At 46.8% G+C, this 22025-nt stretch carries 22 protein-coding genes; 9 read left to right on the top strand and 13 right to left on the bottom strand.

Annotated features, from left to right (window positions below; genetic code table 11):
* Nucleotides 1-15 precede the first annotated feature (15 nt).
* Entirely contained in the window at nt 16-174 is a 159-nt protein-coding gene (locus RJ32_RS00675) for a hypothetical protein (RefSeq protein WP_235598885.1), read from the top strand.
* A gap of 234 nt (nt 175-408) precedes the next feature.
* Here RJ32_RS00675 and merA read toward each other — a convergent pair whose 3' ends face one another.
* The 3 genes from merA to merT are packed head-to-tail and all read right to left on the bottom strand — an operon-like array spanning nt 409 to nt 2478.
* Nucleotides 409-1812: a mercury(II) reductase gene (merA, locus tag RJ32_RS00680; protein WP_034818288.1), complete on the bottom strand. Its 1404-nt coding sequence runs from the start codon at nt 1810-1812 to the stop codon at nt 409-411.
* A 5-nt stretch (nt 1813-1817) separates the two neighbouring features.
* Complete coding sequence (gene merP / locus RJ32_RS00685; RefSeq protein ID WP_034818291.1) at nt 1818-2114, bottom strand: mercury resistance system periplasmic binding protein MerP; 297 nt, start codon at nt 2112-2114, stop codon at nt 1818-1820.
* A 13-nt stretch (nt 2115-2127) separates the two neighbouring features.
* On the bottom strand, nt 2128-2478 hold the full coding sequence (gene merT, locus RJ32_RS00690; RefSeq protein ID WP_034818293.1) for a mercuric ion transporter MerT: 351 nt from the start codon (nt 2476-2478) through the stop codon (nt 2128-2130).
* 74 nt (nt 2479-2552) lie between these two features.
* Between merT and merR the strand changes: the two genes are divergently transcribed.
* The 3 genes from merR to RJ32_RS00705 all read left to right on the top strand — a co-directional run bounded on the left by merR (nt 2553) and on the right by RJ32_RS00705 (nt 4593).
* Nucleotides 2553-2996, top strand: coding sequence for an Hg(II)-responsive transcriptional regulator (gene merR / locus RJ32_RS00695; RefSeq protein WP_034818315.1), 444 nt, complete (start codon nt 2553-2555; stop codon nt 2994-2996).
* Between the two features lie 76 nt (nt 2997-3072).
* The gene (locus RJ32_RS00700; protein ID WP_034818295.1) at nt 3073-3315 is read left to right on the top strand and encodes a hypothetical protein; all 243 of its coding nucleotides are present in this window, start codon (nt 3073-3075) and stop codon (nt 3313-3315) included.
* A 72-nt stretch (nt 3316-3387) separates the two neighbouring features.
* Nucleotides 3388-4593 (top strand): IS256 family transposase, encoded by a 1206-nt coding sequence (locus RJ32_RS00705; RefSeq protein ID WP_034818296.1) that lies wholly within the window; start codon nt 3388-3390, stop codon nt 4591-4593.
* A gap of 312 nt (nt 4594-4905) precedes the next feature.
* On the opposite strand, the gene cueR is transcribed toward RJ32_RS00705, so the two are convergent.
* The 4 genes from cueR to istA all read right to left on the bottom strand — a co-directional run bounded on the left by cueR (nt 4906) and on the right by istA (nt 10340).
* Nucleotides 4906-5307: a Cu(I)-responsive transcriptional regulator gene (gene cueR / locus RJ32_RS00710; protein WP_034818298.1), complete on the bottom strand. Its 402-nt coding sequence runs from the start codon at nt 5305-5307 to the stop codon at nt 4906-4908.
* Nucleotides 5308-5341: 34 nt separating this feature from the next.
* Nucleotides 5342-7816, bottom strand: a complete 2475-nt coding sequence (locus RJ32_RS00715) for a heavy metal translocating P-type ATPase (protein WP_034818300.1) — start codon at nt 7814-7816, stop codon at nt 5342-5344.
* 285 nt (nt 7817-8101) lie between these two features.
* Nucleotides 8102-8854, bottom strand: coding sequence for an IS21-like element helper ATPase IstB (gene istB / locus RJ32_RS00720; protein WP_034818303.1), 753 nt, complete (start codon nt 8852-8854; stop codon nt 8102-8104).
* Nucleotides 8847-10340, bottom strand: a complete 1494-nt coding sequence (istA, locus tag RJ32_RS00725; RefSeq protein ID WP_034818305.1) for an IS21 family transposase — start codon at nt 10338-10340, stop codon at nt 8847-8849. The genes istB and istA overlap by 8 nt, the downstream gene beginning before the upstream one ends.
* Nucleotides 10341-10625: 285 nt before the next feature.
* Here istA and RJ32_RS00730 point away from each other — a divergent pair, with 285 nt between their 5' ends.
* Nucleotides 10626-11195: a hypothetical protein gene (locus RJ32_RS00730; RefSeq protein ID WP_034818306.1), complete on the top strand. Its 570-nt coding sequence runs from the start codon at nt 10626-10628 to the stop codon at nt 11193-11195.
* Nucleotides 11196-11599: 404 nt separating this feature from the next.
* Here the strand turns inward: RJ32_RS00730 and RJ32_RS00735 are convergent, their stop codons facing one another.
* The 4 genes from RJ32_RS00735 to RJ32_RS00750 form a co-directional block, all read right to left on the bottom strand.
* Nucleotides 11600-12811 (bottom strand): Xaa-Pro peptidase family protein, encoded by a 1212-nt coding sequence (locus RJ32_RS00735; protein ID WP_011233885.1) that lies wholly within the window; start codon nt 12809-12811, stop codon nt 11600-11602.
* A 115-nt stretch (nt 12812-12926) separates the two neighbouring features.
* Nucleotides 12927-13304 carry a GreA/GreB family elongation factor gene (locus RJ32_RS00740; RefSeq protein WP_324186825.1) on the bottom strand — a complete coding sequence of 126 codons (378 nt, stop codon included), beginning with the start codon at nt 13302-13304 and terminating at the stop codon, nt 12927-12929.
* 219 nt (nt 13305-13523) lie between these two features.
* A complete protein-coding gene (locus RJ32_RS00745; protein ID WP_158511966.1) occupies nt 13524-13928 on the bottom strand; it encodes a GreA/GreB family elongation factor in 405 nt (134 codons plus the stop codon).
* A 218-nt stretch (nt 13929-14146) separates the two neighbouring features.
* Entirely contained in the window at nt 14147-15019 is an 873-nt protein-coding gene (locus RJ32_RS00750; protein ID WP_011233882.1) for a LysR family transcriptional regulator, read from the bottom strand.
* A 97-nt stretch (nt 15020-15116) separates the two neighbouring features.
* On the opposite strand from RJ32_RS00750, the gene RJ32_RS00755 reads away from it, so the two are divergent.
* On the top strand, nt 15117-16112 hold the full coding sequence (locus RJ32_RS00755) for a YeiH family protein (RefSeq protein WP_011233881.1): 996 nt from the start codon (nt 15117-15119) through the stop codon (nt 16110-16112).
* A gap of 68 nt (nt 16113-16180) precedes the next feature.
* On the opposite strand, the gene RJ32_RS00760 is transcribed toward RJ32_RS00755, so the two are convergent.
* Complete coding sequence (locus RJ32_RS00760) at nt 16181-17743, bottom strand: amidohydrolase family protein (protein WP_034818308.1); 1563 nt, start codon at nt 17741-17743, stop codon at nt 16181-16183.
* 230 nt (nt 17744-17973) lie between these two features.
* Here RJ32_RS00760 and RJ32_RS00765 point away from each other — a divergent pair, with 230 nt between their 5' ends.
* Nucleotides 17974-18624, top strand: a complete 651-nt coding sequence (locus tag RJ32_RS00765; protein ID WP_034818309.1) for a DUF1707 domain-containing protein — start codon at nt 17974-17976, stop codon at nt 18622-18624.
* Nucleotides 18625-18732: 108 nt separating this feature from the next.
* Nucleotides 18733-19398, top strand: a complete 666-nt coding sequence (locus RJ32_RS00770; RefSeq protein WP_034818310.1) for a glutathione S-transferase family protein — start codon at nt 18733-18735, stop codon at nt 19396-19398.
* Here the strand turns inward: RJ32_RS00770 and RJ32_RS00775 are convergent.
* On the bottom strand, nt 19395-20987 hold the full coding sequence (locus RJ32_RS00775) for an ABC-F family ATPase (protein WP_034818311.1): 1593 nt from the start codon (nt 20985-20987) through the stop codon (nt 19395-19397). The genes RJ32_RS00770 and RJ32_RS00775 overlap by 4 nt on opposite strands.
* Nucleotides 20988-21088: 101 nt before the next feature.
* Here RJ32_RS00775 and RJ32_RS00780 point away from each other — a divergent pair, with 101 nt between their 5' ends.
* Entirely contained in the window at nt 21089-21976 is an 888-nt protein-coding gene (locus RJ32_RS00780; protein WP_034818312.1) for a mechanosensitive ion channel family protein, read from the top strand.
* Nucleotides 21977-22025 lie beyond the last annotated feature (49 nt).

Raw genomic sequence — 22025 nt, forward strand, 5'->3', positions numbered from 1 at the left:
TGGCTTTGTCATCACGTGCAAGAGTTCGGTGAATACAATAGCAAAAACGAATTGGTTAGCGATCTCATTCGCCGTGCTAAAGCAATTAATGAAAAACTCAAGTCAGCGGAAGCAAACGGATTTACTGATCAATCTCCAGAAGAAATGCTGCAAGAATTCAAACCGCATTTATAATTATGGTTACTTAACGTTTGGCTAACGGCAGGCGGCAACTATTTTTATCGTTTATTTGAGCCATTCGAAAAAATAGCTAGCAACCCACCAAACTATCCTACCATCGATCATATTCGTAGAGGTTACCGCAAGTGTGTTTTTGGTGTTGATAGTATTTACCTTCGGGTTAGTGATAGCAAAATAGAACTAATGGGCATTTTCGGCGGTCAAGATGCAGGGCAGTAACCATGACACTTAACCCGCGCAACAAGACAGTTGTTTCACATCTTTGCTGAACGTTTGGGCACAGAGTTTCAAACCCTCCACCATTGTCAGGTATGGGAACAGCCCATCAGCGACTTCATCAACGGTCATTTTAGCTCTAAGTGCCATCGCTGCGGTTTGAATCAGCTCTCCCGCTTCTCCGGCCACACACTGAACGCCCAAAAGTTGCCCGCTACGGCGCTCGGCTACGATTTTAATGAACCCCAGGGTATCGAAATTAACCAGTGCTCGCGGCACGTTTTCTAGATTCAGTGTGCGGCTATCGGTGTCATAGCCCTGATCCTCAGCCTCTGCCTCAGAGAGACCAACAGTCGCAATTTGGGGATCGGTAAAAATAACTTCGGGCATGGTACTAAGATCAAGCCTGGCATCGCCTCCCGTCATATTAATAGCCGCTCGATTGCCCCCTGCGGCAGCCACGTATACAAACTGGGGTTGATTGGTACAGTCGCCTGCCGCATAGATACCGGAGCAAGTGGTTTGCATACCGCTATCAACCGTTATAGCACCGCGCTCAGTGTCAACGCCAAGCGCCGCTAGGTTAAGCGTTTCAGTATTCGGAGTACGCCCCGTAGCCACCAGAAGCTGATCAGCGTGTAGTACGCCTTGATTGGTTTGCATAGTGTATGTTTGCCCATCATACACAACCTCACTCGCTTCAGTATTTTCAAGCACATTGATATCTTCCCGGAGAAAAGCAGCATTGATGGTTTCACCGATATCCGCGTCGCTTTGCGATAACAGCCGACTACGTGCTAAAACCGTTACTTCACTACCAAGACGACTAAATGCCTGAGCAAGTTCGAGTGCGACCACCGAACCACCGATAACAGCAAGTCGCTCCGGGATATGTGTTAACTCTAGCGCGCTTGTTGAAGTTAAGTAAGGCGTATCGGACAAACCGGGAATAGCCGGTATTGCCGGCCGGGCTCCGGTACCGATGAAAGCGAGGTCAAATGTCACGGTTTGTTCGTTACCGTCGCTGAGCGCAACCCTCAGCGTGCGCTCGCTAACGAACCGCGCCTCGCCTTTGAGGACGGTAATCGCGGCATTGTCGCTAAGAATACTCTGGTACTTGGACTCGCGCAGCTCCTCCACTCGTGCTTGCTGCTGAGCCAATAGCGCCGGCTGGTTCACCTCCGGTGTCTGGGCGCTTAGGCCGTCATCGAACGGACTTTCCCGGCGAAGGTGTGCAATGTGACCCGCCCGGATCATGATTTTAGAAGGGACACAGCCAATGTTAACACAGGTTCCGCCGATAGTACCACGCTCAACTAGTGTCACCCGGGCACCGTGTTCAGTCGCTTTCAAGGCGGCAGCCATGGCTGCGCCACCGCTACCAATCACTGCAATATGCAGATTCTTATCACTCATAAACCTTACTCCTGTGTCACCGAGGCTTTTTTCAATGTGGATGGATAACCCGCATCAGTGGTTGCTTGAGTCAACGCCTCAACGGAGGTTTTCGCATCGTCGAACGTCACCGTTGCGTCCCGCTCTTCATAACGAACGTCGACGGCGTTAACTCCTTCGACCTGTCTCAGTGCCGCTTTCACCGTAATAGGACAAGTCACACACGTCATTCCGGGAACCGATAACGTAACAGTTTGCTTAGCCGCTAAAGTGGGTAAACTAAACAGTGAGAATAATAAGGTTGTGATCATTAATTTTTTCATCGTGTATTGCCTCTTAATAAAAGAAAGGTACAACATAGGGGTATAACAGCGCGGTTAATATAAGCACTGCAACCAGCCAGAACGTCACTTTATAACCCGTACGCACTTTTGGCCTTGCGCAAATATCGTCTGGCCCGCAATTACCAACAGGACGGTATATCCGGCGCCAGGCGAAGAACAAAGCAATCAGTGCAATGGCAATGAATGCCGGACGATATGGCTCAAGTGCTGTCAGGGTTCCAATCCATGCACCGGACACTCCGAGAGAGAGTAACAACAGCGGTCCCAAACAACACGCTGAAGCCAATAACGCTGCAGCGCCGCCCGCAATAAGAGAGCCTCGTCCAGATTTGGGGTTTGGCATAACAATAATCCTCTGCATAAGTGTATTGATCTATGCTAACCTTAGAGCCGTATCTGGGTACGGAGTCAACCGTTATGTCAGAAAAACAAGAGCTGATGACAATTGGTACGCTGGCCGCCTCCGCGGGGGTGGGTGTCGAGACGGTTCGTTATTATCAACGACGAAAATTAATGGCCGAACCCGAGCGACCCTATGGGGGTATTCGCTACTACGGCAATCATGCGCTGCAAAGACTTCACTTTATTCGTACGTCTCAATGGCTTGGTTTTAGCCTGGATGAAATCGCAGAGCTATTAAAACTGCAGGATGGCGTTCATTGTGATGAAGCCAGAGAGCTAGGAGAGCAAAAACTTGATAGCGTTAGACAAAAAATATCGCATTTACAACATATTGAACGCGCATTGAGTGGTCTGGTTCAGCAATGCAGCGCGCAGCAGGGAGCTGTTTATTGTCCTTTAATGGCCTCTCTTAGCGATGGGCTTCAGGATGTCGCAAACGTCAATTTAAATAATAAATAGATATTAGCTAGCTTGAAAAATACCTTAGCCGTAATAATATTGTCAGAGACGATCACTCACTGATAAGGGCTCAACCATGACGTATGTTAAAGCACTATTCTTTATTCTGGCTATTTTCGCCGGCCCAGCAGTTGCCGCTGCACAAGCTAATCCCGCTGAAATGAGCACAAACGGTATGATGGATCAAGGCATGATGGGTTGCAGTATGATGAGTGGCTCAATGATGCTGGTTCCCATCATTTTTGGCCTACTCGTCCTCATTGTACTGGTACTGCTCATTCTTGCCTTGGTTAAATATCTGAGAAGTGGCAAGTCTTGAGGTAAGGAGGCCGGAAGGTAGTGTTCAGAATTCTGTGTCATTTCGTTAAACTAAGCAAAAAAGAGATGACATATGACCAAAACCAATTTCGATATGGATGCCGCTTTAAAGCAATTGCGTGAAGGCAAAGACCTCACGGGCAAAGACGGCATTCTTACACCGCTTATCAAACAACTCACCGAAGCTGCGATGCAGGCTGAGCTTGAAGAGCATCTCAGTGATAAAGAGCAATCTAACCGCAAGAACGGCTCGACGTCAAAAACGGTCAAGAGTCCTGCCGGTAGCTTTGAACTCGATACGCCCCGCGGCAGAGCCGGCTCATTTGAGCCGCAACTGGTTAAAAAACATCAGACGCATTTAACTGATGAGCTGGAGCGTAAAGTTATTGCGCTGTTTTCGCTTGGAACCAGCTATCAAGACATTCGCATGCACATTGAAGACCTGTACGGCATTCATGTCTCAAACGGCACCATCAATGCCGTCACAGATAAGCTTCTGCCGGAGCTTCAGGCATGGCGTGAACGACCCTTAGAAGCGGTTTATCCCATTGTCTGGCTCGATGCCATTCATTATAAAATCAAAGAGAATGGCCGTTTTATCAGCAAAGCTGTTTATACCATTCTTGGCCTCAACATTGACGGCAAAAAAGAGCTTCTGGGGCTTTATTTATCCGAATCAGAAGGCGCCCATCACTGGCTGAGTGTGTTGACCGATCTCCATAATCGAGGCGTTCAGGATATTCTGATTGCCTGCGTAGACGGTTTAAAAGGCTTTCCCGAAGCCATAGAAAGCATTTACCCGAAAGCGGAGGTGCAACACTGCATCATTCATCAAATTCGCAACTCGATGAAGTACGTGGCCAGCAAAAATCAAAAAGCTTTCATGGCCGATTTAAAATGCGTGTATAAAGCCGCGACATTGTCCGCTGCCGAGAGCGCGCTGGATGATTTAGAAACAAAATGGGGCGATAAATATCCCATCGTCATTCAATCCTGGCGCAATAAGTGGCCGACACTCTCAACATATTTTAAGTACCCGGACTATGTGCGGAAAGTTATTTACACAACCAACGCTGTTGAAGCCGTACATCGCCAGTTCCGAAAACTAACCAAAACCAAAGGCGGTTTTAGCAATGAGAGTAGCTTGCTTAAGCTGCTGTACGCGGGTATGTTAAAAGCAACTGAGCGCTGGTCGCACCCGGTGCAGAACTGGAATCTGACACTGTCTCAGCTAACCATCCACTTCGAGGGTCGACTGGATGGCTACATAGATTTATGAAAATTTGGCTGACACAGAATATTGAACACTCTCGCCGTCGGTGTTCATGTGCATTGTTTCGCAATCCACGACATCACACGCTTGTTCAGTCGAATTGTGCATGCATGCCTCATTCGCACTGACAGTGAAAGAGAACGACATTATTACTACTGATAATAACAGTAAACAGATGATTAGCCGGTTCATACGAAACTTTGCTTTAAGCACATAGATGGAGTTTACCCCTTTTGACTGATGAAAATCAATCGTTCTAAGAGCGCGTTCATAATTAGGTCATTGCATCTAAGCAAACCAAGACAACGCCTCGACTTCCTACAGTTCCTCTCTTTGCTCAGCCAGCCCGCTAATTATAGGGCATTTCGGCCGAGCATCGCCGTGACAATGGTCAACTAAGTGCATCAGAGCACTACTCATTTTCTTCAGCTTGTGCGCTTTTTCTTCAAGTTCAGCAATATGTTCCAATGCAAGCCGTTTAACATCGGCACTCGATCGATTTTGATTACGCCATAGTAAAACCAACGCTTTCATTTGTTCGACTGAGAAGCCCAAGTCTCTGGCGCGATGTATGAAACGCAGAGTTTGAACATCATGTTCAGAGTAGTCTCGATATCCGGCGGCTGTTCGAGCTGCTTTAGGTATTAAACCAACCGTTTCATAGTACCGGATCATCTTAGCCGAAACGCCGGTGGCTGCCGCAAGTTTACCAATATTCATACTGACCGCCTATTCATTGACGACTGAATCCATGTTAGACCTCACTAGGTGCCCTGAAACGCCGTAACCTCAATGCATTACCAAGCACAAATACCGATGAAAATGCCATCGCTGCGGCGGCAAAAACTGGAGACAACAAAATACCAAAGCCTGGGTACAGAATTCCTGCTGCTACGGGTATTAACGCGGTATTGTAAACAAAGGCCCAAAATAGGTTTTGCCTGATATTATTAATGGTGGCCTGTGACAACGCGATAGCGTCGGGTACCCCTCTTAGATTGCCTGACATAATGACAACTTCCGCCGCCTCTATAGCGATATCTGTACCAGTACCAATAGCGATACCCACATCGGCTTCCGCCAGTGCCGGCGCATCGTTGATGCCGTCTCCTACAAAGGCAAGTTTTCCATAGTCGCGTTGCAGTGTTTTGACCGCTTCTACCTTGCCTTCCGGCAACACCTCAGCAATAACTTGGTCAATATCCAACTGGCTGGCTATTGCGTTAGCGGTACGCTGATTATCACCCGTGATGATGGCCACCTTAAGCCCTAGCTCATGCAACGCTTGTATTGCCGAAGATGTGCCGGGCTTAATCGGGTCTGATACTGCCAAAATCGCCGCAAGCTGTCCGTCAATCGCAACATATAGTGGGGACTTACCTTTATTACTAAGCGCTTCGGCGCTGTCTGCGAATGGGTCAACGTCAACGCCAATTTTACGCATATAACGGTCCGCACCCACCTTAATTGCTACCCCTTCGACTTCAGCCTCAACACCCAACCCCGTAACCGAATTAAAGTGTGAGACGGTTGGTAACGAAAGGTCTTCCTTCTCGGCCGCCTCGACAATAGCTCCGGCAATGGGGTGTTCAGACTTGGCTTCGACTGCAGCAACACGCGCCAGCACGGTATTGCGCTGAAAGCCTTCTGCCACAACTAAATCGGTCAGCACCGGTTTACCTTCGGTCAGGGTTCCTGTTTTATCAACGGCAACGAATTGAGCGTCTTTCAACAGTTGCAGAGCTTCTCCTTTGCGAAACAACACGCCCATTTCAGCGCCGCGTCCCGTTCCAACCATGATTGAAGTCGGTGTGGCCAGCCCCATCGCGCAGGGACAAGCAATAACAAGTACTGCCACTGCATTGACCAGTGCAAATGTTAAAGCAGGTTCTTTACCCGCCAATAGCCAAATCGTGAACGTTAAAAGCGCTACACCAATAACGGCGGGTACAAACCAAAGAACTACCTTATCCACCAGTGTCTGTATCGGTAATTTCGAGCCTTGAGCTTCTTCCACCATACGAATGATTTGCGACAATTTGGTGCTATTGCCAACGGCTTTAGCAGAAACGCTAAGCGCACCTTTTTGATTGACCGTACCCCCTACTACAGAACTTCCAGGCTGTTTCTCCACTGGAATCGGCTCGCCAGTGATCATTGATTCATCGACGTAACTGTCGCCTTCAGTCACCTCACCATCAACTGGTATGCGTTCGCCTGGGCGCACTTCTACTTGGTCATCTAACTCAACCTCGCTAATGGCTATCTCCACCAACTTGCCATTACGCAGTACGCGCGCTTTTTTAGCCTGCAAGCCGACCAGCCGCTTTATTGCTTGCGACGTCCGCCCCTTGGCCCGACCTTCCATAAAGCGTCCCAACAGGATAAGCGTGACGATGACGGCGGCCGCTTCATAGTAAACATGTACCGTACCCGACGGCAAAACATGAGCGAAGAAGGTCGATATAACGGAGTACCCCCACGCGGCGGATGTTCCTAGTGCCACCAACGTGTTCATATCAGGTGCGCCTCTTAAAAGCGCTGGCACACCATGCTTAAAAAAGCGCAGACCAGGCCCAAATAAAACGAGGCTTGCGAGGGCAAACTGCAGATAGTAACTAACCTGCCTACCAATAACGTCATTAATAAATTGCTGAACGCCAGGAATAAAGTGCGAGCCCATTTCCAAGGCGAACACTGGAACTGTCAGCGCTACCGCTATTAATAATTGGCGTTTTAGCTGCTGTTGTTCAGCATTCTTCCTGCGTGTTGACTCATCGTTATCGCTTGTCGCGTGGTCTCCGGGCTTAGCGCCATATCCGGCCCCATCAACCGCTGCCACCAATGCTTCAACATCTACATCACCCGTCACACTGGCGCGTTCAGTTGCAACGTTGACTGTTGCCTTACTTACCCCTTCAACGTCTTTCAACGCGCGTTCGACACGACCGGCACATGAAGCACACGTCATGCCTTCAATATCCAATTCAGTCGTTTGATTCGGTACTGAGTAGCCAGCCCTCTCTACTGCAGTAATAAGTGAGGCACGATCAACCGGCTCCGCTGAGCGAATATCTGCACGTTCAGTAGCAAGATTGGCCACAACCTCATCAACACCCTCAACCTTTTTGAGCTCGGCTTCAATACGTCCGACGCATGAGGCGCACGTCATCCCTTTTATCGGCAAGCGTATTACTGCTGATTTATCATGTTTATCACTACCGCTCATTGTTGCCTCCTTATCGCGATATTTACCGAATATCTTAAAATATAAACCTTCCAACAATGGCAAGGTCAACTGGCGCTTGTTAGCTTTTTACTTGTTGCATTTCAATGATAAAAGTATTCTTCAATGCAAAGCATAACGATATAAGGAATGGGCGTATATGCCAGCGAATCAGGAAAAAGCATGTATGACACATGGAGCTCTGAAAGAAAATTCAATATTTGGTATGTAGCGTCAATTACCTTGGCCGGTTTTCCGGCAATTATCCTGGCCGGTTGATACCGATTTTTAGCTACCGTTGCTCATTGCCATTTTGCGTCGGTAACTTTCCCCTTCGCAGTGAAGGATTGTTGCATGATGCACCAGCCGATCGATGGCGGCGATAGTCATCGTTGAGTCGTCGAACAGTTCATCCCATTGCTCGAACGACTTATTTGATGTGATGATCATGCTGTGTCTTTCGTATCGATGCGCGATTAGCTCGAACAGCACACTGGTTTCCTGTTCGGTTTTGCGAACGTAACCCACGTCATCAACGATAAGCAGGTTGTATTTATCCAGTTTCAGCAGCTCATCCTGTAAGCGAAGATGCTGTTTCGCCTGCTGTAGCTGTTGTACGATGGCTGAGGCGGCAATGAACTTAACTTTGTAGCCCTGCTCGATAAGTCCATAACCGATGCCACTGGCGATATGGGTTTTACCTAGTCCGCTGGCTCCGAACAATAAGACGTTAGAGCCCAGTTTCAACCAACCGGGTTGGTTAACCAGGTCGATGATCTGATGTTTAGAGATACCGTCGACCAGATTAAAGTCGAAGTTACCGAGGTTTTTTCCAGCCGGTAACTTGGCGTCTTTCAGCAACCGCTGTAATCGCTTATCTTCGCGGTTTGCCAGCTCGATGTGGCAGAGCTCCGATAAGTATTGCTGGGGGCTCCATTGCTCTTTCACCGCTTTATTGCCTAACGCGTCCCATTCTTTAACCATGGTGGCGAGCTTTAGCTGCTTGAGCATGAGTGATAATGAGGCCGTTGCGTTATCCATGCAGGCCTCCCGGTATCATACTGGCATACGCGCTTAGGCTGTGTTGCTTGATGGTAAGTGATGGCTTGTTTGGCTCGATAACTAAAAAGCGTTCTTCACACTCCCGGATGGCCGGTAATTGTCGCTGGGTAATTGACGCGGCAATAAATCGGCCTAATTGACGCTCACAACCACTTTGTTTAGCTAAATGGAGCAGTTTTACCATGTAATGACTGGCTTTATCAGCTGTTAGGGTAGCGTCGACGTACTGCCAGATGGCCTTGTAATTGTCGTCCGGCAATAAGTCATCGCGTAACTGTGAATGGCGGAACGCACGTGGCTTCTTCACCAGTGCATCAATGACGTGCCGGTAATTGACGCTGCGAGCGCGTGCGCCTTTACCGGCATAAACACGCTCAAGTTCGAGTACAAAGTCAGTACCGTAAAATAGCGCTAGTCGGTCATCATAAAGGCGAACCAGCAGCCGACTGTCAATAAGCCGTGATGGCACCGTGTAGGTTACGCGCTTCAGGCAAATCGTGCTTGTCCGCGACACCGTGACATAATGCTCGGTGTAATTGACGCTCATTGTCCGAGGCAGCGGCTGTAATTGCCGCTGCTCGAGTTGGTATTTGTCGCTGATGCGACGATTACGCCGTGCTACCACACTAGCGACAAAGGCTTCATACGCATCACGGCTGTCGAAGTCGTAACTACCGCGGATTTTAAGTGCCTGCTCGACCTGTGACTTAGTATGCCCGTGCGGACCTTCGATAGCACCATTCTCGTGCGCAACGCCCGGGTTGTTGCGGGTTGCTTTAAAACCATAGTGCTTAACAAAGTCATTGAAGCGCTCAGTTAAATCATCAGCCGATGAGTGATTTTTATAAGCTGCACTCAAGCTGTCGGTACGGATTTCCCGGGGCACACCGCCGGCGGCATGTAACGCATTTTGTAAGCCATCGGAGAAGGCCGCAAAGCTTTCGCCACCGTAGATAACCTGGATGAAAGCCCAGCCGCTGGCGGGCATCCGGTAATGGAACAGCATATGTTTTAACGGTTCACCGGCAATGGTGACCGGCGATTTTACATGAGTAAAATCGGTAATGCCGAGTGCGCCGTATTCATGCGTTTGCATAAACACAACGTCTTTAGCAGGTCCATGCAGAGAGCGCCATTTACGGATACGGCGCTCAAGTGTACGACGCGAGCCGGGACTGAATTTATCTGTGTGGTATTCGCAAAGGTGATCAAAAACACCGACAGGCGTGATGTCCGTATCCTGTTCGAGTATAGGAACGACGACGCTATCCCATACCGCTTCAAGTGGATCTTTTCGAGTGCGCCAATGGCGCTTTCCGTCATTCGTTTGTTGATTAACTTTATCAAGACGCCGCGCTGAGCGCTCTGAAATGCCTGCTTTAGCAGCAGCGACAACCTGACTATTTCGTGTTCTGTGTTTCATATAGATCATGACCTGTTGATCCGTGATTCGTGTTCCCGGCACAGTGAACTCCCTCTGTTCTGCTGTGCCGAACCTTATCAGATCAACCGGCCAAGATAATTGCCGCTAGACCGGCCACCGTAATTGTCGCTTAATAATATTTGGTATTTTCACGACACACGAGCTAATGCAAGAGAAATAGAAACTAAGAAAGTATCTTTGAAATATCCTCTACCAGCCGGAGAATAGAGCTTCCTTATATAAACTGAGACAACAGCTTATCGTTACTATTCAAAGCTCAGACAGGTAGTCACAGCCTGAACAAAACCATTCAATCAAGGAAGAAGAATGAATTACCAAGAGTTTCATAATGCCATAAAAAATAAGCCGTTTACCGATTTGTCTCTTAAAGAACTAGCGTTCGTACATTTAAATTATCATCGTGACTGGCTCAGAGTTAAAGGAGGCACACTTTGCTCAAACTTATCTCTTGTTATTCGTGAAATAAGACATGCGAAATTTCAGACCTATTCCAGAAGCTTTCTTCCGGTGGCAGCAGCCTTTACGGTGTTGGACCAAATTGGTTTTTGTTACTCACGCAGTGATATTCCAGTATTCAGCAATTCGGATGCCAGCCCCATAAAGAAGTCTCTGTACTATTTTTGTGGCTTGGGGGATAACGATAGAGATACTAAAGCTTTATATGCCATGAGAAACTCCTTTTTGCATACTTCATCCCTACTATCAAAAGGAAAATGGTCAAACCAGCCGAGTTATAACTTCGTATTTTATCGATACCTTAACATTCTAATCCAACATCCTCTGAGTGACTGGGATGGCGACTTCAATACCTTGAAACTGGAAATGACTACCTACATAAATCCCGAGCGTCTGATTGAACTAACCGAAAATCGGTAGAGAGAGCATTAGAGCTACTATACAATGATAAGCTCGTTGTCACTTGTGACGGTGAGGAAGCAGAGTTTTACTACCGATTTTTAAAGTTTAGAAAAAATGAATCATAACCACTAGAGATTATCTTTTAGCTAGACTTAATCGGGGCCAGAGCACAAATTTATTGCTGCTGAGACACTTTAGTAACACGCAATGTAACAGAGCTTGAACACCATAAATATAAATTATTATAAATCAACCCGTTAAGCAACCAGATCGATTCCGCCTCCGGCACCAAGCATTCTCAAGCCCTGCACGCAAGTGCGGGGCTTTTTGCATTTTAGCCATTGTGCCAGTTTTGTACCAGTAGCCTGATGTTCACATCAGGTGCGATATCTCACCTGACATAAATGTCAGGCTACATGCGCTCACAGAAGGTTAAACGGGTCATCCACAGAGCGGGATGGTTCGGTAAACCAAAAAGCCCCCTCTTCGCTCATATAAAAGTGGTCTTCCAGGCGCACGCCAAACTTTTCCGGGTTAATTACCATAGGTTCATTACTGAAGCACATTCCCGGTGCCAATTCGGTCTTGTCCCCACCGACTAAATACGGCCATTCATGCAAGTCCATACCGATACCATGGCCTGTTCTGTGCGGTACACCGGGTAATTGATAATCGGCTTTTAAACCCAGTTCGCTCAATTTAACCCGAACTGCGTCATCAACCGATTCGCAGGTTTTACCTATATGAGCCGCATCAAAAACAGCCTGCTGTAAGTCTCGTTCATACTGCCAGAACGTCTGTTGCTCTTCAGTCGCGTTGCCAAAGGGGTAAGTACGGGTGATATCAGAGTGATACCCGTGCAGCTTGCAACCGGTATCAATAAGCACCCAGTCGTTTTTCTCCAGCTTCTGCTCGTAATTAACACCGTGCGGGTAGCTGGTTCCTTTACCAAACAGCACAATACAGAAAAACGACCCAGACGCGCCCACCTTTCGGTGTGCTTCATTAATAAAACCTCTAACTTCAGAAGCGGTTACGCCCTCGTGCAGCATGGCACCGGTGGCTCTGTGCACGGCCATGGTCATATCCATAGCCGTCTGAATTAACGCCAGCTCTGCGGGCGACTTATGCATACGACAGGCAGCGGTAATGACTTTTGCGTCACACATTGTTTCAGCTGGCTTGCGCTCTTCCAGCTTCGCTACAACGCTGTATGGTGTGGACTCATCCAACGCCAATTTATAGCCATCAGAAAAATGCTCCGCTAAAAAGTTCAGCAACCGTTCATAAGGTGATTCATGTTCGTCCCACAAAACCGTATCCATGGGCAGTATCATAGCCTGGGTTAATGAACCGACTTCAAACGCGGGCGCTATTAAGGTGACATTTCCCTTAACCGGGATAACGGCGCCGACCAAACGTTCACTGGGGTACCACTTCAAGCCGGTAAAATATTCCAGGTTAGTACCTGCGTTTAAATACATAGCGCTGATGCCTTTTTCCTGCATCAATTGCTGTGCCTTAGCAACGCGCTGCTGGTACTCTTCCAGTGTAATAGGCTTAACACCTTCAGTCATATCTTCCAACGCCCCGAGCGCCTCGTCTAACTTCGCAATTCCTACGCCATGCGCCATAAAACTCTCCTTATTAAGTCTGCCAACAGACAATAGTGGATATCGAACGGTCAATTATGTTCAAACTCACTTGATTAAAGCCGCTAGGTCGAACATTACTCTATAAGCGAGTAATCTAACTCGCGACATGAACAATCTCAACTGACTGTAAACCACGATTTGTTTTCCATTGAATAGATTGCCCTACGGAAAGACCAATAAGCGCCGCCCCTAAAGGAGCAAAAACCGATAAGCTGTCATCATATTTATCTACCTGATCAGGTGCAGTCAGAGTTTTAGTAAACACTTTCCCTGTTTCTAAAACCTTAAAGGTCACCTGCCGATTCAGACAAGCAACATTGGCCGGCATAACATTCGGCTCAACAATTTTGGCGCGAGCCAGCTCAACTTCTAACTCATCCAAAAACTCCCGAGGCAAACGCGTCTCATCTAAATGATGCTCAATAACTGCCATATCGACACATGAAATAACGATGTTAGGTCTAGTATTCATATTCTCTCCCATAAAAAAGGGCTCCGGAGAGCCCTTTAAGTCTACTCATCAAGTTTCTTTTTCTTCTTTTCTTTTCGTTTTTCTTTCAATGTTAATTGTGGTTTTTTCTTTTGTTTTTCTTTACTCATTGGATTCACCTTATCTGTTCAAATGTTTAAATTAATCCGCACTTTGCACAACTAAGTTACTCCAAGGCACTACCCTCCGTTAAATTCATTTCTAAGCATTATCAGATGCGGGACGATTTTGATTTACCGTCAGGACTTCCCACTTTATTGATATATCTTTAACGATAACTGTTGCAATATCTCCTACGCGAAGCCCAAGCAATGTCGAGCCTAAGGGAGAAATAAAAGACACTAGATAGTTGTCGGTATCCGCCAGCTCTGGTGGAACCAACCTAACCTTTACCTGCTCCATTGTTTTCACATTACGTAGAACAGCGGATGCTCCAACTCGAATTCGTTTTTCAATTAACGCTTCTTTTGACTCACTGAATTCAAGCCTATTCAGTAAAATACTAAGCTCCACGGGATCAATCAGCATTTGCTGCCCCGCTTCCTGAAAAATTGGGTTTGACGGACAAACCGAGGTTTTACAAAACCTGAATGCACGCTTAAGCACGGCTTTATCTCCAACCGAACTGAACATTAAATTATCTAAAGGGAATAACAGACAGGCCGAACGCTTAAAGCGCGTCCGGCTTAATTTGGAAAGGTGAGAGCGGTACTCTGTATAGAATAGTTAGACTTAAACATGATGTCCTCTTAACAACTGAATCCATCATAGCCCGTTAAAAATTTAAAGCAAGCTCCCGGAATATTCGTCCAGGAATAAATGACTTATAAGGCTTTCTCAGCTATGACCCGCTCTATCCACGCCATTGAAAAGGACAAGTCTCGATGAGTCACATAATATAAGGTGCGATGATGCGTGCCTTCTGTCGGCAAAGCTCTAACTAACCCAGCTTCCAACATAAGTGGTGTTGTGATACTAGGAACGTAGGCAACTCCAATACCTGATGCCACCGAATGAATAATGCTTTCATTGGTATTCAATTCAATAACGTTCGCTGGCTTAATGCCAAGCTTAGCCCAAAGTTTTTCAGTAAGCCGGCGAGTGGCAGAGCCTTTTTCCCGAATAAGCCAAGGCTGTACTTCCAACGCTTTACCATTGTCATCGGGCGGCGCAACTAGCGTCATGCTGTCTTCCTTAAACGGCTTAGTGAGTAAGTCGTCGCGTGAACTTGGACCTTCAACCAGCCCTATCTCGTCCTGAAACGACTCAACTCGGCTGAGTATTTCATCGGTATTACCAATATAAACATTAATTTTGAGCTCGGAACGTTGTTGTTTTAGCACATTGATATAAGCCGGCAACCAATAATTACCGACAGTCTGACTGGCACCTATGTTTAACGTTTCCCGTCGATTACTGTGTAACTGTTCAAAGTATCGTTCGGTGCTGTCACTAAGCGATAGCATTTTTTGGGCTCGCTCGTACAGCCACATACCAGCAACAGTGAGTTCAACCTTGTGTGAACGATGCTTTCGTCCTCTTTCCCGCATCACCAACCGAGTGCCCAGCTGCTGTTCAATATCCTTTAGGTTAATAGATACCGCAGATGTGGTCATATTTAGCTGCACACTGGCCGCAGTGAAACCGCTGGTTTCCGCAATGGTTTTAAACACTTGAAGTTGGCGCAAATTAATCATAAATATATTTTAACTTTATAAAGTTTTATTAAATTTTAATTAATATTGATTGCACTATACTCCAGCCTAAATACAAGAATCAATACAAGGCATAACCATGAACCATCCTATCGTAGGGCTCATTGCAGCGGTTGTATTAGCAATAGGTGTTGTGGAGCTCCATCTATGGCTTCCAGCTATTCAGTCTGTTTCTCCGCTATTAATCAGCATTGGCGTTGGGATTCTGGTCAGCCATATATTACCGGCACGTTGCAAAGAACCGCTCGCTCCTGGATTAAATATCGCTAAAGGATCAATATTACGAGTTGCCATTGTCTTATACGGTTTCAATATTACTTTACAAGCCTTATCTCAGGTTGGTATTTACGGTCTATTCAGCGCGGTTACCATGGTATCAGTTATTCTGTTTGTCGGTATTTGGGCCGGAACCAAGCTGTTTAAGCTTGATAAAGAGCAAGCGATTTTAGTTGCCGTGGGCAGCGCTATTTGCGGTGCAGCAGCCGTTGCTGCGATGGAACCAATCATTAAAGCCAAACCTCACAAAGTAATAACCGCTATCAGCACCGTAGTTGTATTTGGCACGCTTTCTATGCTGCTTATGCCATTAGTGTTTCAATTTTTCGATATCAACGAGGCCCAGTATGGCTTATGGGTGGGCGTTTCCGTCCATGAAGTTGCACAAGTAGTTGTCGCCGGCGACTCAGTTAGCTCAAACGCGGCACACATGGCGGTATTGGAAAAAATGCTTAGAGTGGTTTTATTAGTACCTGTGTTATTAACATTTGCAGTATGGATGAGACAAAAGTCAAAAGGTTCAGACAAAGAAAGTGGTGATAATAAAGTCTCCGTTCCTTGGTTCGCTTTTCTATTCATTGGCGCTATTATCATCAACTCACTGAACTGGATACCGGACGACGTGACGACAGCATTCACAGCAGCTGCCACTTATTTACTGTGTATTGCAATGACCGCTTTAGGCATGCTCACACACATCAGCGTCATCAAACAAGGCGGCGCAAAAGCATTTGCACTCGCCGCCCTGCTTTTTGTGAGTCTGTTCATTACCGGTTACCTGTTAGCTCAGTTCGCCTAGTAATCACGTCTTTTCTCATAGACTTTCTATAGCTAATTAACTATCTCACCTGACGCATTAGCGTCAGGCTACATCAAGTGCGTTCTAATCTCTTTAAGCCGTGCAATGTAATCCTGACTAAAGACATTCTCCGCACGTGCAATGTAAGCCTCTAAATCAACGTACTTAAGCGCATTTTTGAAATAAAACCTATCGGCAAAAAGCTGCATTTTTTGCATTTCAAAAATCGCTTTTATCTGCCCGAAGTACCTTTCAATATCATTAACCATAGACACCATATGCCAGTCGCTACCGTACATTATTTTATCGGCAAGTTTAAAAGGTTTGTCGGCAGTGGCTTCACGCGTTAGCTCTATTTCAAGTCGTTTAGCCAGGCTCTCCTGGGCTTTCTTGCTTTCGACAATTTCGTGCAGGTAGGACAAATCACAATAGACATGCTCGTAGCGCCGACACAGCTCTACAACTTTACGAGCGTAGTTATTCTGATCATTCCATTCGTCTTCCGTATCCGACAGCCAACCCTTAACCCAGCGCCCGTTCATCTTCCGTTTCCCACCACCGGCATGACCAAAGCAGAGTCTCATGGTTTCTCGCTGCTTGTTCTTTTTCAGCGCTTGCTCCCAATAATCCGGGTCTGAATTCAGGCCCGAGCCTTTATAGGCCTGAAAGCCTTCCGGGGTGCAGTGAGTGAAAACTGGAATTGAATACTCCACACAAAAATCCAGAAAATAATCAACAACTCGTTCCACGTTAGCTTCGTTGTCTGCAGGCTTGTAACCCATAGGAGGATAAAACTTGAACCCTGCCTTGCCATGTTCCAATGATCTTTCTATAGCATCACGAAGCACGCGGTCAGAGGAAGATTGAGAAACAAAACGTAAAGGGTCAAAAGCGGAGAAGCCAAGAACTATCCCTTCCGAAAAATTCTCCAACGCCGTCATACGCTCCAACTGCTGATCATAAAAATCGTATTTGGGGTTGTCGTCAAATGGGTAAGCCATATCCATCATGTAATGAAAAAACACATAACGTTCTGAGAAGTTGTCGTAATAGCCTTCTAACCGCTTAAATATCCCGACTTCGCTGCGTAGCATATTCAAGACAAAGTCTATTTTGTCCGCAGCGTCTTCCAGAAACTCCAGCGATTTTCTCAGCATTCGCTCTATCATTTTGTGAATGCCAGAGAACCAACCCGATATTTTATCCTGAGTATGAGACTCTGCGTTGAAAGTCCATTTCGTTTTTATGTAGTCTAACTCAAGTTCCTGAGCCGATTCACTGTCACCATAATACTGGTGTATTTCCTTCAGAACCGAGTACAGCTCGCTGTTAGTGAATTGCTCCTGATAGGCTTCGACTAACTCTTCTGCCAAGTAATGCTCTATTTCAATACAAACCAGATGGGCAAATTCGTTGCAGATTTTTTCAGTGGCGCCTTTTTTCGATGTCACTGAAAACGACTCTAGCCGCTCTTTTAACGTGGAACTGGCAGTTAGGGAATAAGCCAGTTTACTAATCAGCTTTGCCGGTATTTTCCAAATTCCCCAACTCTCAAGAATCCCCTGCAAAGGCACATAGCGAGCGTTAAAAAGGTGGGTATGGGCATCAACAACGAAAGGTAGTTTACTCATGGCCGTATCCGTTTAAAGTAACCTTATTTTTCTAGGTTTTAGTTAAGTTAATAACTCGTAGAAGATCAACCGAACTCCCGATAATTGGTAACTTTTCCTAATTTTTGGTCAGACACACAAAATCGAATAAAAACAAAAATATTAACCCATTGATTTTATTATGATTTATTTATGGCCTAACAATTGCTTTGTTGTCCATAATAAGAGCATAAGAACAACAAGGAACCACAATGAGTGTAAAATTTGAAGACCGCCCACTGGAAAAAGTCCGCGAAGAGACGATTGATCAGTTGGTAATGAACTATGGCCACGGTGAGTTATCAGAAGAAGCCTTTGAACGTCGGCTTGATCACGCCATGGATGCGACTGAACATAGCCAGCTTGCCGAATTGGTAGAAGACCTGGAGCTGAAGCCAGACACATCATACGACAGCATGAAAGAACAGCAGTTCTCGCCACATTACGGCGAAGGACGCATTCAACCAACGGAAAAGGTGATATCCATACTGTCTTCTAATGAACGCTGTGGCGTGTGGACAGTGCCGCGTGAGATCACCATCTACTCTCTGCTAGGCTCTGTAGAACTGGACTTTACCGATGCCATATTTCAACATCCGGACGTTACTATAAAAATTATAGGTGGCCTTTCCAGTCTTGAAGTTTTTGTCCCTGAAGAAATTACCATTAGCACCAACGTGTTTAGCATTCTTGGCTCTACCGAGAATAAAGCCCCGTCTATGGGCAACTTAAAGCAAGCTCCGCATATACAAATTGAAGGCTTCCAGTTGCTTGGCTCGGTTGAAGTGAAAGTCAAACGCACCATAAAAGAGAAGTTCATAGCCTTTGCTAATAGCTTGAAGGGCACCTTTCAATCTCGCTAAAGTCGGGATAGGTGAATTCAGTTGCGAGTCGATGACCGCTGGCCTAATCTAAAAGCCTGGTACGAGCGTATGAAACAGCGCGACTCATCAAAGGTTTAAGGAATAAACATGATTGAACTCTACACCTCAGCGACACCCAATGGTTATAAAGCCACGGTTACATTAGAAGAAATGGGGCTGGACTATAAACTGCACCATGTGCAGTTGCAGGAAAATGAGCAAAAACGCCCGGAGTTTCTGAAAATGAACCCTAATGGTCGTATTCCGGTGATTGTCGATAAAAATAACGATGATTTCGCGGTGTTTGAGTCCGGCGCCATTATGCTGTATCTGGCTGAGACCTACGACAAGCTTAATCCTAAAGACCCGAAAGAACGGTCACGCATGATCCAGTGGCTGATGTTTCAGATGGGAGGCATCGGCCCGATGATGGGTCAGGCAAATGTCTTCTATCGATATTTTCCAGAGAAACTGCCGTCGGCCATTGAGCGCTACCAGAACGAAACCCGCCGATTGTTGGAAGTACTGAACACGCGGTTAGGCGAATCTGAATACTTAGCGAGCGATAACTTCTCGTTAGCGGATATTGCCAACTGGTGTTGGGTGCGTACCCACGACTGGTCCGGTGTTAGCCTTGATGGGCTGGAAAATCTGAAGCGATGGATGAACACCATTAGCGAGCGCCCTGCCTGCCAACGCGGCGTAACAAAGCCGGAGCGAATGGGCGACCCTGACGAACTGGTCAAGAGCGCCCAGAAAATGGTGCAGCGTTAAACCGCAGCCAACTGCGCCAGATACTCATCGTAACTGCCGGCAAAGTCGCGTAAGCCTTTGTCGGTAATTTCGATAATACGCGTAGCCAGAGTCGAGACGAACTCGCGGTCATGGCTGACAAACAGCAAAGTGCCTTCAAATTGTTCCAGCGCCAGGTTCAGCGACTCTATTGATTCCATATCCAGGTGGTTGGTCGGTTCGTCCATCACCAGAATGTTCGGGCGCTGCAAAATCAATTTACCGAAAATCATCCGTCCTTTTTCACCACCGGATAAAATAGATACCGGTTTTTGAATGTCATCAGAAGAAAACAGCATACGACCCAGCACACCACGAATCGCCTGTTCGTCATCGCCCGTTTTTTTCCACTGATACATCCACTCGTAAACGGTCATATCCTGTTTAAACCAGTGCGCGTGATCCTGCGCGTAGTAGCCTATCGCCGCATTTTCAGACCACTTGATGCTGCCTGAATCCGGCGTGTACTCGCCCATCAAACATTTCAGCAAGGTCGTTTTACCGATACCGTTTGCGCCGATAATGGCTACCTTCTCGCCCACTTCTATCGAAGTGCTCAGGCCTTTCAAAACCGCTTCGTCTTCGAAGCTCTTACGCACGTTTTCGGTTTCAAGCGCTAACCGGTAAAGTTTCTTTTCCTGGGTAAAGCGAATGTACGGATTAACCCGACTGGACGCTTTAACCTCATCCAGCTGAATCTTCTCCATTTGTTTCTGCCGTGAGGTAGCCTGCTTGGCTTTCGAGGCATTTGCCGAGAAACGGCTAACAAAGCTCTGCAGCTCGGCAATTTTCTCTTTCTTCTTGGCGTTATCGCTCATTAACTGTTCACGCGCCTGAGTGGCGGCAAACATGTATTCGTCGTAGTTGCCCGGATACACACGCAGCTCGCCATAGTCAATATCTGCCATGTGCGTACAAACCGTGTTCAAAAAGTGACGGTCGTGCGAAATAATAATCATGGTACTTTGCTTTTCGGCTAATACGCCTTCCAGCCAGCGAATGGTGTTAATGTCCAGGTTGTTGGTCGGTTCGTCCAGCAACATAATATCCGGCTCAGAAAACAGTACCTGCGCCAGTAACACCCGAATTTTTACACCCGGCGCCAGCGCAGACATCAGTCCAAAGTGCTGCTCTACCGGTATGCCCAGCCCCAGCAATAACTCACCGGCGCGTGACTCCGCAGTATAACCGTCCATTTCAGCAAATTCGGTTTCCAGATCGGCCACACGCATGCCGTCTTCTTCGCTCATTTCGCCGCTGCTGTAAATGCGGTCCCGTTCTTCTTTTACCGCCCACAGCTCTTCGTGGCCCATAATAACGGCATCAACGACACTGTAGTCTTCGTAAGCAAATTGATCCTGACGCAACTTACCGATGCGAATATTGGGTTCCAGCGACACATTGCCAGCCGAAGGCTCCTGCTCACCACTTAATATACGCATAAAGGTCGACTTACCGCAGCCATTAGCGCCTATCAGGCCATAACGGTTACCATTGCCGAATTTAACAGAAATATTTTCAAAAAGAGGCTTTGCACCAAATTGCATGGTGATATTTGCAGCAGAAATCACGTAGTCAACATCCAGGATCATAGGGTAAAAATTGAGCGCGCAATGTACGTGTTTTTCGCGTAAATTACAAAGAAAGATTCACTATAATAGGTAAATAGATTATGCAAATGTCCTGGACAGACATCTCTTCTGGTTTAAATAGAATCTGGAATGTCGAGTTATGGAAAACCGGAGACGCGCAGATATACCTAAGCCAGGTCATTATTGCTATTACGCTGATTATTGTTGGCGTAATCGTCATACGCTGGATAGGCTCTAGTCTGGTTAAGCGTGCCTTAAAATCCGGCCACGCCTCTCAGAACACCATTTATGCTTTTCGTAAGTTATTCTCTTTTCTGGCTTATGTACTTATTGTGCTCATTGCCCTACCGGTCGCTGGCATCCCTATTACCATATTCGCGGTTCTGGGTGGTGCATTAGCCATTGGTGTCGGTTTTGGTGCCCAGAACCTGCTCAATAACCTTATTTCCGGCATGATATTAATTGCCGAGCGCCCTATCCGCATTGGCGATATTGTAGAGCTGGAGAACGAACGCGGTCGTATTGAAGAAATTGGTAACCGCTGCGTTCGCATCAAACGTTTCGACGGTGTGCATGTGCTGGTACCAAACAGCTACTTTCTGGAACAGCGCGTAGTGAACTGGACGCTGATATCCACTGAAATACGCAGCACAGTCACCGTGGGCGTTGCTTATGGCTCGCCGATAGACAGAGTCCGCGAATTGATGATGGAAGCCGCCAGCCAACACGAGAAAATTGTTCAACGCTTACCTTTTGAGGTTTTCTTCGACGACTTTGGTGATAACAGTTTAACCTTCAACTTACTGTTCTGGACCGAGGTAGAAGCCCCTATGGATATTCGCCGGGTACAGTCTGATATTCGTTTTAAGCTCGATAAGCTATTCGCCGAGAACGATATTGTTATCGCCTTCCCACAGCGCGATGTGCATTTAGATACCCTGAAGCCGCTAGAGATAAAGATGACGTAGCCTGAGGTTCACATCAGGTGAGATATTGGATCGAGCATAAAAAAACGCC

This window comes from Idiomarina sp. 28-8, from assembly GCF_000320945.2.
GTDB lineage: Bacteria > Pseudomonadota > Gammaproteobacteria > Enterobacterales > Alteromonadaceae > Idiomarina > Idiomarina loihiensis.